General features: G+C 56.3%; 17 protein-coding genes and 1 tRNA gene. 15 read left to right on the forward strand and 3 right to left on the reverse strand.

The features are described from left to right. Window positions 1-717 precede the first annotated feature (717 nt). Complete coding sequence (locus tag HZB34_03565; GenBank protein MBI5315027.1) at window positions 718-1,548, forward strand: hypothetical protein; 831 nt, start codon at window positions 718-720, stop codon at window positions 1,546-1,548. A gap of 3 nt (window positions 1,549-1,551) precedes the next feature. Continuing rightward, window positions 1,552-2,967: a hypothetical protein gene (locus HZB34_03570; GenBank protein MBI5315028.1), complete on the forward strand. Its 1,416-nt coding sequence runs from the start codon at window positions 1,552-1,554 to the stop codon at window positions 2,965-2,967. A gap of 1,012 nt (window positions 2,968-3,979) precedes the next feature. Here the strand turns inward: HZB34_03570 and HZB34_03575 are convergent. Further along, window positions 3,980-4,465 (reverse strand): hypothetical protein, encoded by a 486-nt coding sequence (locus tag HZB34_03575; protein ID MBI5315029.1) that lies wholly within the window; start codon window positions 4,463-4,465, stop codon window positions 3,980-3,982. An 83-nt stretch (window positions 4,466-4,548) separates the two neighbouring features. Next, a complete protein-coding gene (locus HZB34_03580; protein ID MBI5315030.1) occupies window positions 4,549-5,277 on the reverse strand; it encodes a hypothetical protein in 729 nt (242 codons plus the stop codon). A 227-nt stretch (window positions 5,278-5,504) separates the two neighbouring features. On the opposite strand from HZB34_03580, the gene HZB34_03585 reads away from it, so the two are divergent. The 12 genes from HZB34_03585 to HZB34_03640 all read left to right on the forward strand — a co-directional run bounded on the left by HZB34_03585 (window position 5,505) and on the right by HZB34_03640 (window position 13,337). Beyond that, window positions 5,505-6,047: a hypothetical protein gene (locus HZB34_03585; protein MBI5315031.1), complete on the forward strand. Its 543-nt coding sequence runs from the start codon at window positions 5,505-5,507 to the stop codon at window positions 6,045-6,047. 56 nt (window positions 6,048-6,103) lie between these two features. Next, on the forward strand, window positions 6,104-6,484 hold the full coding sequence (locus tag HZB34_03590; GenBank protein MBI5315032.1) for a hypothetical protein: 381 nt from the start codon (window positions 6,104-6,106) through the stop codon (window positions 6,482-6,484). Then, the gene (locus tag HZB34_03595) at window positions 6,481-6,618 is read left to right on the forward strand and encodes a hypothetical protein (protein ID MBI5315033.1); all 138 of its coding nucleotides are present in this window, start codon (window positions 6,481-6,483) and stop codon (window positions 6,616-6,618) included. Before HZB34_03590 ends, HZB34_03595 begins: the two co-directional genes overlap by 4 nt. Beyond that, complete coding sequence (locus tag HZB34_03600) at window positions 6,615-7,334, forward strand: hypothetical protein (GenBank protein ID MBI5315034.1); 720 nt, start codon at window positions 6,615-6,617, stop codon at window positions 7,332-7,334. The genes HZB34_03595 and HZB34_03600 overlap by 4 nt, the downstream gene beginning before the upstream one ends. Window positions 7,335-7,382: 48 nt before the next feature. Beyond that, window positions 7,383-8,153: a hypothetical protein gene (locus HZB34_03605; protein MBI5315035.1), complete on the forward strand. Its 771-nt coding sequence runs from the start codon at window positions 7,383-7,385 to the stop codon at window positions 8,151-8,153. A 235-nt stretch (window positions 8,154-8,388) separates the two neighbouring features. Then, window positions 8,389-8,604, forward strand: coding sequence for a hypothetical protein (locus HZB34_03610; protein MBI5315036.1), 216 nt, complete (start codon window positions 8,389-8,391; stop codon window positions 8,602-8,604). 116 nt (window positions 8,605-8,720) lie between these two features. Continuing rightward, on the forward strand, window positions 8,721-9,173 hold the full coding sequence (locus HZB34_03615) for a hypothetical protein (protein ID MBI5315037.1): 453 nt from the start codon (window positions 8,721-8,723) through the stop codon (window positions 9,171-9,173). Window positions 9,174-9,213: 40 nt separating this feature from the next. After that, window positions 9,214-9,651, forward strand: coding sequence for a helix-turn-helix domain-containing protein (locus tag HZB34_03620; GenBank protein MBI5315038.1), 438 nt, complete (start codon window positions 9,214-9,216; stop codon window positions 9,649-9,651). A gap of 4 nt (window positions 9,652-9,655) precedes the next feature. Beyond that, a complete protein-coding gene (locus HZB34_03625; protein MBI5315039.1) occupies window positions 9,656-10,687 on the forward strand; it encodes a phage major capsid protein in 1,032 nt (343 codons plus the stop codon). Window positions 10,688-10,699: 12 nt separating this feature from the next. Continuing rightward, window positions 10,700-10,960 carry a hypothetical protein gene (locus HZB34_03630; GenBank protein MBI5315040.1) on the forward strand — a complete coding sequence of 87 codons (261 nt, stop codon included), beginning with the start codon at window positions 10,700-10,702 and terminating at the stop codon, window positions 10,958-10,960. Beyond that, window positions 10,957-11,166 carry a hypothetical protein gene (locus tag HZB34_03635; protein MBI5315041.1) on the forward strand — a complete coding sequence of 70 codons (210 nt, stop codon included), beginning with the start codon at window positions 10,957-10,959 and terminating at the stop codon, window positions 11,164-11,166. Before HZB34_03630 ends, HZB34_03635 begins: the two co-directional genes overlap by 4 nt. 503 nt (window positions 11,167-11,669) lie before the next feature. Next, entirely contained in the window at window positions 11,670-13,337 is a 1,668-nt protein-coding gene (locus HZB34_03640; GenBank protein ID MBI5315042.1) for a recombinase family protein, read from the forward strand. Here HZB34_03640 and HZB34_03645 read toward each other — a convergent pair. Further along, window positions 13,316-13,391: transfer RNA gene (locus HZB34_03645), tRNA-Ala, on the reverse strand. The two genes, HZB34_03640 and HZB34_03645, sit on opposite strands and share 22 nt — an antisense overlap. A gap of 324 nt (window positions 13,392-13,715) precedes the next feature. Here HZB34_03645 and HZB34_03650 point away from each other — a divergent pair. Further along, complete coding sequence (locus tag HZB34_03650) at window positions 13,716-14,546, forward strand: sel1 repeat family protein (GenBank protein MBI5315043.1); 831 nt, start codon at window positions 13,716-13,718, stop codon at window positions 14,544-14,546. Window positions 14,547-14,684: the final 138 nt, after the last annotated feature.

The raw sequence follows: 14,684 nt of genomic DNA on the forward strand, positions 1-14,684 counted from the left end.
AACCGTTCCCGGCGAGTGGGCTTGCGATACTGTTCAAACGTAACCTCGGCAAATGTCGATTGCTGCATGGGCGCGCCTCCCGTTCAGTGCTGCGCTACCCTTAGCACATCATGAACGGAGAATAAATCAGACCTTCCTTAGGTTTTTACGAGAATTTTGGTGGAGGGCAGGCGTTTCTACCGTCGTTAACCGACGCGCTTGGCGTGACTATTCAAGGGGTTGCTTTAGTAGCTTAAGAGTCTGACCTGCGGTTTACGAATTTCAGCTAGTCCAACCTCAGACATCCTAACCCCACAAGAAACCACAAACCGAGATGCTCCAGAAATGGGTGGAGATGGGGGTGATTTGTCCTGTCCTGGTAGCACCGTGGTAGCAAACTCTGATGTTGACGCCACGAGATTTGAAACCCCTGATGTCCTGGAGACTAGAGGGCACGATCTCATCTTATCGCTTCGATCTCAATCACTTACCGCAGAGTCAAAAGAACGGGATGCATCCGTCAAAACCGATGGGACGTGATAGTTCTGTTATAGTTTAGCCACACTGAATGCAATGCGCGGTTAGGGTCCACTAGGGGAACCATTCTCCACGGCGTATCCCACGTCCCAACCACGGTTTCTTTTTCGAAGAGCACTCGACGCCACGATTCACGTGAGGCACGAACCCAGGAAGGGGGATTGACAACGGAAGATATATTTGGGATATTAATCCCATAAAATGACTCGCCATCACACACAACCGATCGTCGCGGCGCTCACCGTCTTGCTGCGCCCTCTCGTACGCATTCTTCTGCGGCACGGTATCCCCTTCGATGTGCTGGCAGCGGTCGCGCGCCGGGTTTATGTGCGCGTGGCTGCCGAGGAATTTGTTCTGCCGGGCAGAAAACAGACGACCTCGCGGGTTTCGATATTGACGGGCCTCACGCGTAAGGAGGTGCGGCGCATCATGACGACGGCTGACGTGGAGGATCAGGAGGCCACAGACCGGTACAACCGTGCGGCTCGTGTCATGGCCGGGTGGATTCGCGACAAGGATTTCCATGACGCAGCTGGTGAGCCGCTTGCCCTGCCGGTCGAGGGCAAGCCCGCGTCGTTCGGAGCATTGGTACGATGCTACAGTGGAGATATGCCGGTCAGGGCGATGTTGGATGAGCTCCTCCGGGCTGGAGCGGTCAGGAAGACACGAGATGGGTGCATTCGCCTGCACGCTCGTTTCTATGTGCCGGAAAAGAGTGAAACGGAGAAGCTCCACATCCTGGGGACGGATACCGCAGATCTCATCGCGACGATCGCCCACAATCTCAAGGCCCAGACCGTTCCACGATTCCAGCGCAAAGTCATGTATGACAACGTACCGGTGGAAGCGGTTCAGGAATTTCAACGCCTGTCCGCTGATCGAGCCCAAGCCTTCCTGGAAGGCATCGATCGCTGGCTCGCACGACGGGACCGGGATGTCAATCCAGCCGTGAACGGAACGGGGCGCAAACGTGTCGGTCTCGGCATTTATTATTTCGAAGAAGACTTTCAGGCCGGACAACCAAAGGACTAAACCATGAGACACACAACCTTGTTTGCCACACTCGGTGCCGGTTTCTGTGTGCTGACCGCCTTGTCATGCTCCGGCGGAGGTGGAGGGGGGACCGGCGTAACGGCCTCGTCTTCGGTGAGTTCGGGTACCATCACGGGATTTGGCAGCGTCATACTGAACGGGAAGGAATATGACACTCAGAACAGCTCGTTCATGGTCGATGGACAGTCGGGATCGCAGACCGATCTCAAGGTGGGCATGGTCGTGACGGTCAATGGCTCCTTGTCCTCCACTGGCACAAGGTCAGCAGCGACCATCACTCAGGAAGATGTCGTGGAAGGGGCGATTCAATCCATTCCGGCGACGAACGACCGGATTGTGGTCTTAGGCCAGACGGTGTTGATCGACAACGGCACGACCCCCCCGAATATCAGTGGACTTCTCCTCGGAGACCTCGTGGAGGTGAATGGTTTCGTGACAGGCAAAGGGCTGATCACTGCCACGCTGATCGAGAAGAAAAGCCTGCCGCCTACCTGTGAGGTGAAAGGCATCGTCGAAAATCACAACAGCGGCGCGCAGACCTTTACCATCGGAGGTTTGACGGTGAACTACAGCGGCACGACCGACTTTAGCGACATGCCGAATCCGGCCGGTAACGCCTGGAATGATGTGCTGGTGGAAGTGAAAGGCAGTCCTTGCACACAAGCCTCTCAACCCCTGGTCGCCACCAAGGTTGAGCCGGAGGGGATCAACGTAGCGAATGCCGACGAGGTCGAGGTCGAAGGCGCAATTACCTTGTTCACTTCGTCTGCCAGCTTTATGGTCAATGGTGTGCCGGTGGTCACGAATGCAAGCACGTCTTTTGAAGGTGGTGTCGCTGGCGATTTGGCACTGGGCGTTGAGGTTGAAGTGGAGGGATCCTTGACCAACGGTGTACTGACGGCCAAGGAGGTGTCGTTCAGAGACAACGTGGAGGTCGAAGGCGATGCCGCCACTGTGACGCCGGGAGGCGCGACGCCCAATCTGACCGTGTCCGGTCTTCCCGGCATCACGGTGTTTGTCAATGCACAGACCGAGTTCAAAGGGGGAATTTCCAACCTCGGTCAGCTTGGTGCTGGAGAACACGTCAGGGTCCGAGGCCGTCCGACCGGGACCAACACGGTTATTGCGGCGGAAGTTGAGAGACTCTCCGCGGACACCCGAGTCATCTTAGAGGGAGCGGTGCAATCAGTTGGCAATCCCAACGTCACGGTGCTTGGAGTTCTCATTAATACGTCGTCGATTTCGGACAGTAACTTCAAAGGTCCTAACGAAGCCGCGATCGGTCGAACGGCCTTTTTCACTGCGGTAAAGGTGGAAACGTTGGTCAAGGCGCAGGGCGACTGGGATGGTGTTTCGGTCGTCTGGAGCGAAATCGAAATCGAGGGAGAGGACGATTAAGCGCGTGTCCCATTCTCGATCGGATCGTTGCCAAACGGTCATTGCGGAGGACTTGATCCTGGGAAACGGCTCGGAGTTCGCTGGGCAGGCATTGGATGCGTGGGCATTCCACGCGGGGGGGTGACCTTGTACGTTATTCAATGGAGGTAGTTCTATGAGGTGATCCGCGACCAAGTTCATGCAGTGATCATGAGGGTCGCGATGACGACAGGGAGGGCAACGATTCCGACCACAGTGCGTCATAAAAACGTGTAACGCTCAGCAATCGCTGGCGCTCCTGCTCTCTCGGTACCCGCGGGGCGTCTCGACCTTGCGGGTACCCGGGCATTCCAAGACAGTGTGTTGGGCAGTCTTGGAATGTGTAATTGCAGAGTTCGAAAAGGGTACAGTGCAGGCAGCCAGTCGTTGAAGCAAGTATCGGAGTGCTCATGTTGTGCTCAACGCCACCTCACTCCAGCTCATTCCATTCTATTGCAGCCAAAGTTCGGATCTCTCGCAAACCCTCGCTTTTCCCTAACTCTTGGCCAGACTTGGCCTGAATGAGTCTGAGTAGGCTAGGGTAGGATGACGAAAACCGTTTCCTGAACCGCTGTTCATCTGTAGCCGCTAGATAGCTTTTTTATCAAGAATCTCAATCCGTGAATTGCATATTCGAATCCTGTTTCTAACGCTGGTGCTGCAAATGCCACGATTCATCGTGTTGACCTGCGGTTTGTTAGTTCGCTGCGGCTCTAAATCGCTTGAGAGGGGCAGCAGTTCTCTGGTCTCGCTACCAGATTGCTACTGATGTTAGCTTGGAGCTTAGCCATGTTGCCATTCATGCGAATGAACCGGTGACCGCAACTTGGGTGGAGGTGCTTTGCCGAAACCTAGTCAGAAGCGAAAGAGAAGATGTTTAATGCCTAGGCATTAAACAATTTTTGGTGGAGGGCAGGGTCAACTGGTGGGGTTGACCGACGCCCTGCGCTTTGATATCAATGTGTTAGCAAAGGTGGCGTAAGGGCGTGGCGTGCTAGTGGGGCTCCACCTTTAGCTTCCCATTCTCCATCGTCATTGTCCCAAACTTATTTATGTCTTCAGGGAAGCTACCTCCGTCCCAGAATAATTGCCATTCCACAGTAAAATTCTCCAGCGGAACTTTCAACGACATATTGCCGAGGTGCACGCTGCGTTCCTTGAACAGTGGGCTGTTCTGGGTTCCTCCCACCTTATAAACATCTTTCCCGTTAATTCTCACCCAGTCTGGGGTTCGCTTTTCCCACAGGTTGCGGTCTCCGAGACCAAACCGCTTAGGGGTATCCTCAGGAAATATGAATGTGTAATTGAAACCGTTCACGGTGTTCTTTCCGGCATTCCTGACCACGAACCGAATGTCATACTGCGGGCCATTGGGCGGGAACTCTCGAATGGTGACTTGAGGATCAAATCTAAGCTGGACGCTCTTATCAACAAAAAACGTCTCGTAGATCGAGTACCAACCATTAAACACGACAGGCACGACAGTGGCCAGAACTCCAATAATGAAAACCTTGTCCAGACGACGCTGTCGCCAATACCATAGCCACCATTGCCCCAGAAGGTTCACGCCTGAAGGCTCGACGACCGCATACCAATTCCAATTCCTAGAAGGGTGATTATGCCAATCCCAAACAAAAGGGCGGACGCGGGCAAGGGTACCGGAGCAACAGTAGTAAGAGATGTGATAAGGCCCCTCATAACTGGCTGGCCCTGGTTGTTGAAGAACTGCAGTCGCCATGTGGCGGTTTGATTGAGGCCGTTGATGCTGGGAGGGGTCTCCGGGAGTGTCGTCTGGTTGTCTAACATCGTACCACTAGGGTCGGTGATGTCCAGGTTAAAGAGCGATGGCACGAACGTGTTGACGGGATAATAATTGGGGTTAAAGACGCGAGGCGTTAACAGAACCTGCGCGTGGTATTCGTCATTCAGAAAGAAATTCACAAGGTCGATATTTGTTTCCGACGGGGGGGCTGTGAACGGCACCGTATAGTCGCCAATCGTGATGGAGCCCTGCGTAATGGGGCTGATATTTATCGCGCCGCCTACCCCGAAACGGCCAGAATTGCCAGGAGTCGAAGTGTCAACTGTGTAACGACCAGAAAACGGAAGAGCTTCGTGAAATCCGTTCACACCCGTACCATTGAGCGCTTTAATCTGGCTAGGAACCTCGGCGATAGTCCCATTGAAATAAAAGGTAACCAAAGCGGCTTCCGAGGGCATTGTCCATACTGCAAGTGACTGTCCAAGGATAATGGACATGATAAAGAATATGGATTTGAAATGAGAGTTCATAATCGCCCCTTCCAGTGCGGTGTGCCTAAGATTTGGCAAGGGATGCTAGGCGAAAAAAAAGTTCTTGTCAATCTGGCTGGTGAGGCGAGGTCGGCGCAAGCTCGTTTACATTTGGGTTGGTGGGACTGCATAGTGACGCCGTGGGCCGCTAGGGTAGCTCCCGAACAACCGACTCCTCATCGGTTTGCGGCCCTACAATCCTGAGGGCGTCAATGAGGGGACGCATCATGAAGAAGATCCCGCCAAAGCCCATCCCACCATGGCTGCGCAAGATTATTGATGAGGCCGAGGACCCTGCCGCCTGTATGCAGGCCATCCGGCGCGTGGTGATGCCAGTATGGCGGAAAGCACACCCCCGCCGCAAAAAGACAGGCCCACGCCTTGACCCTGTCCTCGTTCGGGATGCGGTGATGAATGTGTTGGGCAACTTGTCGCCCAAGGCCTTCAATGCCATCACCTACAAATGGTTTATTCAGGAAGTACAAAAGGAGTTGGGTGGGAGTCACTACAAAAAGCGTGATGAAAAGCGGGAAGGTGTGGGTCACCCGTATAACGCCAACCTGATCCGTCGGGTGACCCGCCATGTGATGGTGACCATTCCTGAGTCCAACGTCCCCCCCAACCTGCTCACCCGCCGGCGTCAGTGGAAACTGGACCCAGCTCTGGCTTACACACGGCCGGTGATCTTTGCCGCCGAACTGGACGGAGAACAGTTCTACCTCCCCGCAACCGCCACCTGGACCGATCAAGTAAAAAAGTCAAAAAAGTGACACGAAGTTACTGAACTCAGTATCATGTTTGCTGGGTTTTTTGTAGTAAGGGCGGTATGGTACGCCGCCGCCCACAGCAAGCCCCCGCACCAGCCTACCCAAGCCGTGAGTGGACCCGCCTGGCCGCTAAGTCCCTGTATGACCCCCCTGGGGTAACCATTTCCATCGGCAACTTCCACTTCATAGTCTTTGAAAACTACTCCGCCAGGTCTGTGTACTTGCATTGTGCAGAAGGGTTGTACACGGCCGCCAAGCAGGAGAAGGCCAAGGACTGGACCAAGTTTGTTCAAGCGGAACATGCCCGACGCCTAGCCCTGTGGTACGCCCAACAACTGGCCCTGCCCCGCAAGCGGCGCGCCAAAATCATGGTGCCGTGGCTGGACCCCGATCCCAGGAACCTGGCCCCTGCGGATCGGCAACATGAGGTGGGGCAATGAAGGCCGTCCCACTCACTGCCGCAGATCGCGAATATTTGACCAACTTGTTGGCAGAAATGTTGGTGAATGAATACCGGCGGGAGGTGAAGAACGATGACGAGCGGCATGAGGACCCGAAAGGAGAAGTGCAATGAACGCAGAGTTGATATGCATTCCTGTAACCCCAAACCTGCCGGTGGTCCTGGCCGATGCGGGCTTGCCCGTAGTGGAGCCCACCCTACAGGAGTGGGCGGACATGATCATGGCGGCATCCGGTGAGGCGGTGGAGCGGATCATGGCCATTGGTCTGGTATTGCTGGCGGCAAGAAAATCCGTCAAGCACGGACAGTGGGAAAAAATGTTCAAGGGCCATCCGCAGGCCATTGACCGGCCCGTTCCCTTCTCAGTCACGGCGGCCAAAATGCTCATGGCGGTGGCGGCGCATGCCATCCTCGCAAATCGTAACCTGTGTAACGATTTGCCCCCCAGCTACCGCGCCTTGTACGAACTGTCCCTCCTGCCTCATGAAGTACTGACCATGCTCATGGCATTTGGTCAAATCACACCGGAGACCACCGTGTCCCAGGTGAAGGCCTGGCGGGAATTCTATACAGGCACAATCCTAAACAAGGATGTGAAGCGCCGTATCCGCCAGGCCTACAGTTTTGCGAAGGAGGTCAATGTCCTTAATGACAGTCAGGCACAACTCTATCTCTTTTGGGGCAACGTGGCCGGTGAACTCCGTGGTGAGACTGTGAATTGGACACAGAAGAAAGGGAAGCGGCAACCAGACCCTTGCGTGACCCATCGGTGCCCAGACTGTGGGCACGAACACGTGGATTGGCGCAGTGATGTGGGGAACCATGAATAGTGGATTGGACGGCATGCGATTTTTCACAAGGCAAATGAGGACACAGAAATGCCCTGGATTGAAAGTCACACGGTCCTAGTACGACACCGAAAAGTGGTCCAGGGTGCGCATGCACTCAACATCACTCCGGTGTATTTCGTGGGGCATCTTACTGTCTTCTGGCATACCGTTTTGGAGCAACAAGAGGATGGGGATTTAACCAATTGGCCCGATGAAATGATTGCCCATGCCGCGGCCTATACAGGGGACCCCAGCGCCTTTGTGGCAGTGTTACAAAGCCAAAAATTACTTGATGGCAAAGTGGTGCACGACTGGCTTAATTATGCCGGTCGGTATCTAAAGAATAAATACAAGACTGCTAACCCTGGGAAACTTAAAGCAATTTACAAGTTACATTCAGTCCGACTAAAGTCCGACTTCAGTCCGACTAAAGTCTGCCTTCAGTCTGCCCACCTAACCATACCTAACCTAACCAGACCTAACCAACCAAACCAAAGAGAAGAAAAGACTGTACCCGCGTCCACAACTGCGACGACGCAGGATGACCACGCCGATAGGGCAGAAACATTCTGGAAAATGTGGCCGGCCAATATGCGAAAAGTGGCCAAGGGTGAGGTGGAAAAGTGGTTCCAAAACCACAAGCCCACGGCGGAACAGTTTTCAATAATGCTGGCCGCCCTGGAGGCCCATGTGAAAAGTGAACAGTGGACCACGGAGAACGGGCAGTGGATTCCATTGCCCATGACCTGGTTGAACCAGGAACGCTGGACGGCCACCGTGGCACCAGTGCCGACGAAAAGGCGAATCATAATCACGTGACGCGCCGCATTCAAGGGGGGTCTGAGTGAGGATATGGATTTGGGGAGTTACGCGCAAATTCAGTGGGCTAGCCCCATGGTCGGCACACGCAAGGGGGTGATGCGGTTGGTGGGAGTCCCCACCAAAACGGGCACGGGTGGGTGTGGGAGGCGTTTTGGGGTGAACAATTGGGGTGGGTGTGCCACTGGAAATCATAGTGCGCCGTCACTCGTAAACGTAGCCAAGGAGGTATGCCATGCCAGTGTTGCGACCCTTAAAAGCCATTCGGGCAAAATGTTTGGACTGTTGCTGTGGCTCGGCCGTGGAGGTTCGACGCTGTACCGTCACCACCTGTGCCCTGTGGCCGTACCGACTGGGGCATCGGCCACACAAGGCAGCGGCGGTGGGCGCACAGCCACCCATGGAAGCCACGGGGGCACATGTGCACGTGGGGCAATGGCTCGGTGAGTGAGGCCAAGATATTAGGAATACAACGGGTCCTCCCTGCCTGTGAAACAAGCGGGTAGGCAGGCACGCACATATTCGCTAGCAGCAGGATGAAATTTCATAGAAGGAGGAAACGCACTCATGACAGAAAACGAGTTACTGGCGGCCATAAAGATTTCACCCAGCGGGTTGCAGAAATGGATCACCAAGGGCCTCCCGTATACGGTGGTCCACAACAGGCGGCGGTTTAACCTTCGGGAGGTGCAAGCCTGGCGCAAGGCCAATATCACCCCCAAACCTGGTCCAGAGTTGCTGGCTGGCCGCGTGCGGTTACAGCACATCAGGAATGAAGAACGGGAATTCAAGTTAGCCATCTTGAAGGGGCAGTGTGTGGAACGGGTGAAGGTGGACAAGTACCTGTTTGCAACTGGCCGGCAAGTGCGGGATGGCATGTTGGCACTGCCTGACCGGTTGAGCGCCATGTTAACAGCGGAATCCGATGCGCACCGATGCCATGCAATCCTGACCCAGGAAATTGAACGTGTGCTGGAGGGCCTGTGCACCCAGCCCCCGTGGGGTGACGGCACCGTATGACCTTGTCGTTGCTGGTGCGCTCGCTGGTGGGATGGAACGTATGACCCTGCCCCAAGCGGCTAAACTATTGAACCTCCATCCCGCCACGTTGCGAAAATGGATTCGCAACGGTGCGCCCACCATTTCGTTAGGGGAAGTCGGCCGAGGCCATGGCACCACGGTGGATCTCGAACAACTCAAAACCTGGCGGGCGACACGAGCGGTCCCCACATTGGCCGATCACGACAAGCGCGATACGCTCTCCATTGTCAGCACCGCCTTGCTCGATGCGTTGAAGCGGGATGCGCTCGCTGGAAAGGCCGGACTGACCGAGGGGCAAGCGGCGATGGTCGTGCTGGTAATTTTTGAGCGATGCTATCGCAACATTCACAAAGCCCCGTTGACCGCAGACACCCTCCCTCCTGAATTGAAGCCGTTTGGCGCAATTGTTTTACAATCCATCGAGTCAGGATCGTTCATCACTTCAAGGAGGACCTAGCATCATGAATTTAATTGAACAACAGTCCATCGACCGTGCCCGCAACCTGCTCAACAGTCTCCAGACAGCCCCTCGGCGCACCACGCTCTCCACCGTGCGCGCCCTGCTCGCAGCGGCAGAAGGCCGGTACCGGCACGGTGCACCGGAAGAGTACGACGCCTGGGGCACCATGGACGGCAATCCACAGCGGATCGTCATTCCGTTTTCCCATTTGCGCGATCTCAATACGAGTGTCGGATCAGCGGGTGGCTACGTCACCGGCACGACCACGAAGGATTTGACGTTGCCCTTGGTCGGCGCGAATGTCGTGGCAGCAGGGGCGAATCTCATTTCGGGTTTGTCGGAAAATCAGGTCCACCCCCACGTCACCACCAAGCCCCCGTTTATCTGGCAGCCGACTGAGACAACGCAGGTGCCCAACGATACCACGACCGTCCTGAATCAAGCCGCTGCGGCGATTCATCGGGGCGGCATTAACTATCGTGTGTCACGGCAACTCCTGTTGCAATCGAACGCGGAAGTGGCTGTCTCGCAGTTACTCACGCAACTCGGCAACGACGCGCTCGATCTTGGCGCGTTGAACGGGTCGGGTGTCGCGGGGCAGCCGCAAGGCATGTTCTCCATCGCGGGCGTCCAGTCCGTCAGTGGCACCTCCCTGAATCTCACAGGCCTCGCCACAGCGGAAGCCAATTGCGTCACCGCCGATGCCGACGATGCGCACCTCGCGTGGTTCGTGCATCCAGGCGTGCGGCAATTGCTCAGGGCACGGGAAATCACGGCGGGGGCCGGTTCCCTGTGGCCAGGGCGTGAGTTGCTGGGACACGCGGCCTATGTCTCCTCCAAAGTGCCGTCCGCCTCGCTGCTTGTCGGGGATTTCCGCAACGTCGATATTCTCTTGTTTGGGCAGGGAGTGGAAGTGCTCGTGAATCCCTATGCCGATTTCCAAAGCGGACGTGTGGAGTTTCAAGTCAGCGTGGCGATGGATGTGCTCGTCCACTACCCCGCAAGTTTTACAAAGTCCGTCTCCATTACATAAGGAGTGATCGCAATGCGTACCGTACAAGAAATTGAACAACAGGCGGAACGTGCGTGGGCACGAGGGCAATTGGAGGAACGCGAGCGCAATCGACGGGCGGAACTGAGTCGTCCACCGTCGCCGAACGATGCGCGACTCTTGCGGCCCACGTTGGTCCGTGTGCTCAAAGGCTTCTGCGTCCAGGGCAAGCTCGTTGAACTTGGCGCGACCATCACGTTGCAACGACACGATGCGGAGTCCTTGGCGGCCTTGGGCAAGGTGGAACTGCTGTGAAACGGATGTGTGAATGTGGACGGCCGGTGCATCTCAAGTTCCAGGACCGGTTGCCCAGGCACGGGGCGGAACGTCCGAGGGATCACACCTTGTGCCAGCAGTGTTATCGCCGGATGCGGAATCAGGTGCTTGCTGCCAGGAAAATGCCGAAACCCTGGTGGGCAGGACAGGTGACGGGAGCGGATGGGCAGCTATTACGGATATAGGTGGGTGCGGGCAATCTCCACGGCGCAACGGGGGCAGTGCCGAAAAAACAATTTGGCGCGGGTGCTCGCACCGGTACTGGCCTGCGCCATTGCCCCACACACGAGGGACGGGGACCTTGGGCGCACCGATTCCCCAGCACCGATTGATTGGGGTCAGTCAGTCGGTCGCACCATCGTCGGTGCGCCATTAATTATTGGATCAGGGGATTTGTTCAGGGGTGGAGCCAGTGGCAGGGGAGGGCTGTTATGACACACGACCATTTCTTTCGGTGGATCGTTGGGCTCACAGTCATGCTGGTGGCGGTGGTCTGGTGGCTGCTGTGGCTGTGGCGGTAACGTGGTTGAGGGCCTTCCCCAACCTGTGACGCCCCTGGGTGCCCACACCCCAGGGTGTGGGGCGGCTGGGACAGCTTCTGAATATGAATAGATTTGTCATCATATAGGACGGTATAATTTCCTAGCAGGAATTGCGGATCAACGTGTACAGACAAGGAGGCCCCACCATGCGCGCCGCCATTTATGCCAGGAAAAGCACGGACCAAACCGGTGTGAACGAGGAAGACAAAAGTGTTACCCGCCAAATTGCACATGCCACAGTGTACGCCGCCAAGAAGGGGTGGACGGTGGCCGATAACCACATCTATGTGGACGATGGCGTGAGCGGGGCGGAGTTTGTGAAGCGCCCAGGGTTCCTGCGGTTGATGAATGCGCTCAAGCCCAGGCCGGACTTTCAGGTCCTCATCATGTCGGAAGAATCCCGCCTTGGACGGGAACAAATTCAAACCGCCTATGCCCTGCAACAGATCACGGATGCTGGGGTGCGGGTGTTCTACTATTTGACCGACCAGGAGCGCACCCTGCATACGGCCATGGATAAGATGATGGTCTCGTTGACCAACTTCGGGGCGGAGATGGAACGGGAAAAGGCCAGCCAGCGCACCCACGATGCCATGATGCGGAAAGCCCTGGCTGGCCATGTGGTGGGCGGGGGCATCTATGGGTATGACAACCAGGAAGTCAAAGGCACAGACGGGCAACGGCTCCATGTGATTCGTGTGGTGAATCGTGAGGAGGCCCCCGTGGTGGTGCGGATTTTTGAACGCTACTTGGCCAGTGAGTGTGGCCTCACCACCATTGCCAAAGACCTCAACATGCAAGGGGTCCCGCCCCCCATGGGCAAAGGCAAGGGGTGGTGTCCCAGCTGTATTCGGGAAATGCTGCGGCGTCCTCTCTATCGGGGGCAGATCGTGTGGAATCAAAGCCAGGCCATTCACCGCAACGGCACCCAAACTTCCCGCAAGCGTCCCAAAGCGGAGTGGATCACCCTGGACGCGCCGGACCTGCGCATTGTTCCGGAACACTTGTGGGAGCGGGTGCAAGCCAAGATTGCCCGTGTGGGGGCCCTGTATACCAGGACCCCCGATGGGCACCGCCTGCTGCGCAGTCCCAACGGGGCCACCTTCCCGTCCCCCTATCTGTTGAGTGGCATCGCCCAATGTGGCACGTGTGGGGGGTCCATCGTGGCCCAACGGCGGGGGTCCAAACACGGCAGGGATGTGTACATGTGCATCCACCATCACAAGCGGGGGCCCACGGTGTGTGCGAACGATTTACGCATTGACCAAGGCATTCTCAATTCGGCCTTGCTGCACGGGTTGGCCTCGGTGCTGGACGATCAAATGATTGCCGAAGCCGTGAAGCGGGCCCTGCTGGACATTCGCAACGGGCAGACCAAGTTCCCCACACAACGGCTGGCCTTGGAACGACAACTGTCCTTGGTGGAAGCCCGCCTGCGCCACTTTGTGGAATTGGCGGCCACGGGGCGTTTGACGGATTCGGCCTATGCGGAAATGGTGAAGGAAGAAGCGGCCAAGAAATCCCTGGCCGTGCAACTGGAGGACCTGGATAATTTGATGCGCATGGCCTCCCTGGATGGGAAGCGGATCGAGCAGCGTCTACGGGGGTATGTGGCCAACCTCAAGGGCGTGCTCAACGCCAACACCCCACAGACCCGCCTGGCACTCCAACGCCTCATTCAAGGGCGGGTGGTGTGTACCCTGTTTGACGACCACCGAGGGCGGGGGTATGCCGTGACGGCCACGGGTTCCTATGTGGGCCTGTTAGGGGAGGGAACCGTGGTTAACGCCAGTGGTGGAGGGCAGGGGAGTTGAACCCCCGACCCCTACGTTGCGAACGTAGTGCTCTCCCAACTGAGCTAGCCCCCCACTCGACCGACATGCAACTGATAAGAGGAACGACTCACTGCCCAACGCATTATACACAACCATTTCATGAGTCTCTACGGGAAGTTCGACTGTCACATCGTTATGATGGAAACTGTGCCAGAAGGTTCTCCTATGAACCTGTCACAGATTCGGGGGAGCTTGCACAGTGATTCCTGCCGAGAATGCTCCATTCCTTGAAAGATCGTCCAGATTCACTAGACTGGTATCTGATCCAAATCTTGGCAAAGTTCATTTTCCGCATAAAATCAACTATGAAGATGTCAGCATAGGGCGACAATTGTCGATCACTCGGAATATGTCTAGATGTTCTATCTGATCTTGTCAGTCCTACTTACAATTGGATACGGTCAAGTCGCCGCGCAAAATCATGCTCTTGGGCAAACCAATTCAGGCATCACCTATGTGAACGGGCAGGGTATGCCGCAGAGCAATGCGGAAACTCTTAGCTGGTACCGTAAAGCCGCCGAGAAGGGCCATGCTGTGGAACAAGCCTATTTGGGCTACCTGTATCAGCACGGCAAAGGCGTCCCGCAAAGCGACGCCGAAGCGGTTGCGTGGTACCGTAAAGCCGCCGAACAGGGCCATGCTGGGGGGCAAGCCTATTTGGGCTACATGTATCAGCGCGGCAAAGGCGTACCACAAAGCGACGCCGAAGCGGTTGCGTGGTACCGTAAAGCCGCCGAACAGGGCAACGCAATGGGGCAGGTCAATCTGGGTCAGATGTATGCGAACGGACAGGGCGTCCCGCAAAGCGACGCCGAAGCGGTTGCGTGGTACCATAAAGCCGCTGAGCAGGGACAAGCAGCGGGGCAAGCCTATTTGGGCTACATGTATCAGCGCGGCAAAGGCGTCCCGCAAAGCGACACCGAAGCGGTTGCGTGGTACCGTAAAGCCGCCGAGCAGGGACATGCTGCGGGGCAACGGAGTTTGGGCTGGATGTATGCGAAAGGACGCGGCATATCACAGGACGCCGTCAAAGCGTATATGTGGGAGAGCCTCGCATTGTTGAATGGAGAAGCGAAGGCAGGTGCGCTGCTTGACGAGGTAGCAAAACAGTTGACTCCGTCACAGATTTCTCAAGCACAAGCGTTGGCTCAAACGTGTCGAGGCTCGAGCTATCAAACCTGCGAGTGACTCCTTTTTGTTCATCCCTCTCGGCGTGCAACAGTACATGCCCCTTCCTCTCTCGTTCCTGAGGATGTATACAGAGTGGTTCTTGCGAGGAATGGTCTATCCCGCGCACGGCGTGGAGCCTTCACGCGTATCGACAGG

The sequence above is a fragment of the Nitrospirota bacterium genome (assembly GCA_016219645.1).
Taxonomy (GTDB): Bacteria; Nitrospirota; Nitrospiria; order Nitrospirales; family Nitrospiraceae; genus Palsa-1315.

Coding starts and splice junctions, on each gene's coding strand:
- HZB34_03565 (MBI5315027.1), top strand. CDS start 718: ATGACTCGCCATCACACACAACCGATCGTCGCGGCGCTCACCGTCTTG.
- HZB34_03570 (MBI5315028.1), top strand. CDS start 1,552: ATGAGACACACAACCTTGTTTGCCACACTCGGTGCCGGTTTCTGTGTG.
- HZB34_03580 (MBI5315030.1), bottom strand. CDS start 5,277: ATGAACTCTCATTTCAAATCCATATTCTTTATCATGTCCATTATCCTT.
- HZB34_03585 (MBI5315031.1), top strand. CDS start 5,505: ATGAAGAAGATCCCGCCAAAGCCCATCCCACCATGGCTGCGCAAGATT.
- HZB34_03590 (MBI5315032.1), top strand. CDS start 6,104: ATGGTACGCCGCCGCCCACAGCAAGCCCCCGCACCAGCCTACCCAAGC.
- HZB34_03595 (MBI5315033.1), top strand. CDS start 6,481: ATGAAGGCCGTCCCACTCACTGCCGCAGATCGCGAATATTTGACCAAC.
- HZB34_03600 (MBI5315034.1), top strand. CDS start 6,615: ATGAACGCAGAGTTGATATGCATTCCTGTAACCCCAAACCTGCCGGTG.
- HZB34_03605 (MBI5315035.1), top strand. CDS start 7,383: ATGCCCTGGATTGAAAGTCACACGGTCCTAGTACGACACCGAAAAGTG.
- HZB34_03610 (MBI5315036.1), top strand. CDS start 8,389: ATGCCAGTGTTGCGACCCTTAAAAGCCATTCGGGCAAAATGTTTGGAC.
- HZB34_03615 (MBI5315037.1), top strand. CDS start 8,721: ATGACAGAAAACGAGTTACTGGCGGCCATAAAGATTTCACCCAGCGGG.
- HZB34_03620 (MBI5315038.1), top strand. CDS start 9,214: ATGACCCTGCCCCAAGCGGCTAAACTATTGAACCTCCATCCCGCCACG.
- HZB34_03625 (MBI5315039.1), top strand. CDS start 9,656: ATGAATTTAATTGAACAACAGTCCATCGACCGTGCCCGCAACCTGCTC.
- HZB34_03630 (MBI5315040.1), top strand. CDS start 10,700: ATGCGTACCGTACAAGAAATTGAACAACAGGCGGAACGTGCGTGGGCA.
- HZB34_03640 (MBI5315042.1), top strand. CDS start 11,670: ATGCGCGCCGCCATTTATGCCAGGAAAAGCACGGACCAAACCGGTGTG.
- HZB34_03650 (MBI5315043.1), top strand. CDS start 13,716: ATGTTCTATCTGATCTTGTCAGTCCTACTTACAATTGGATACGGTCAA.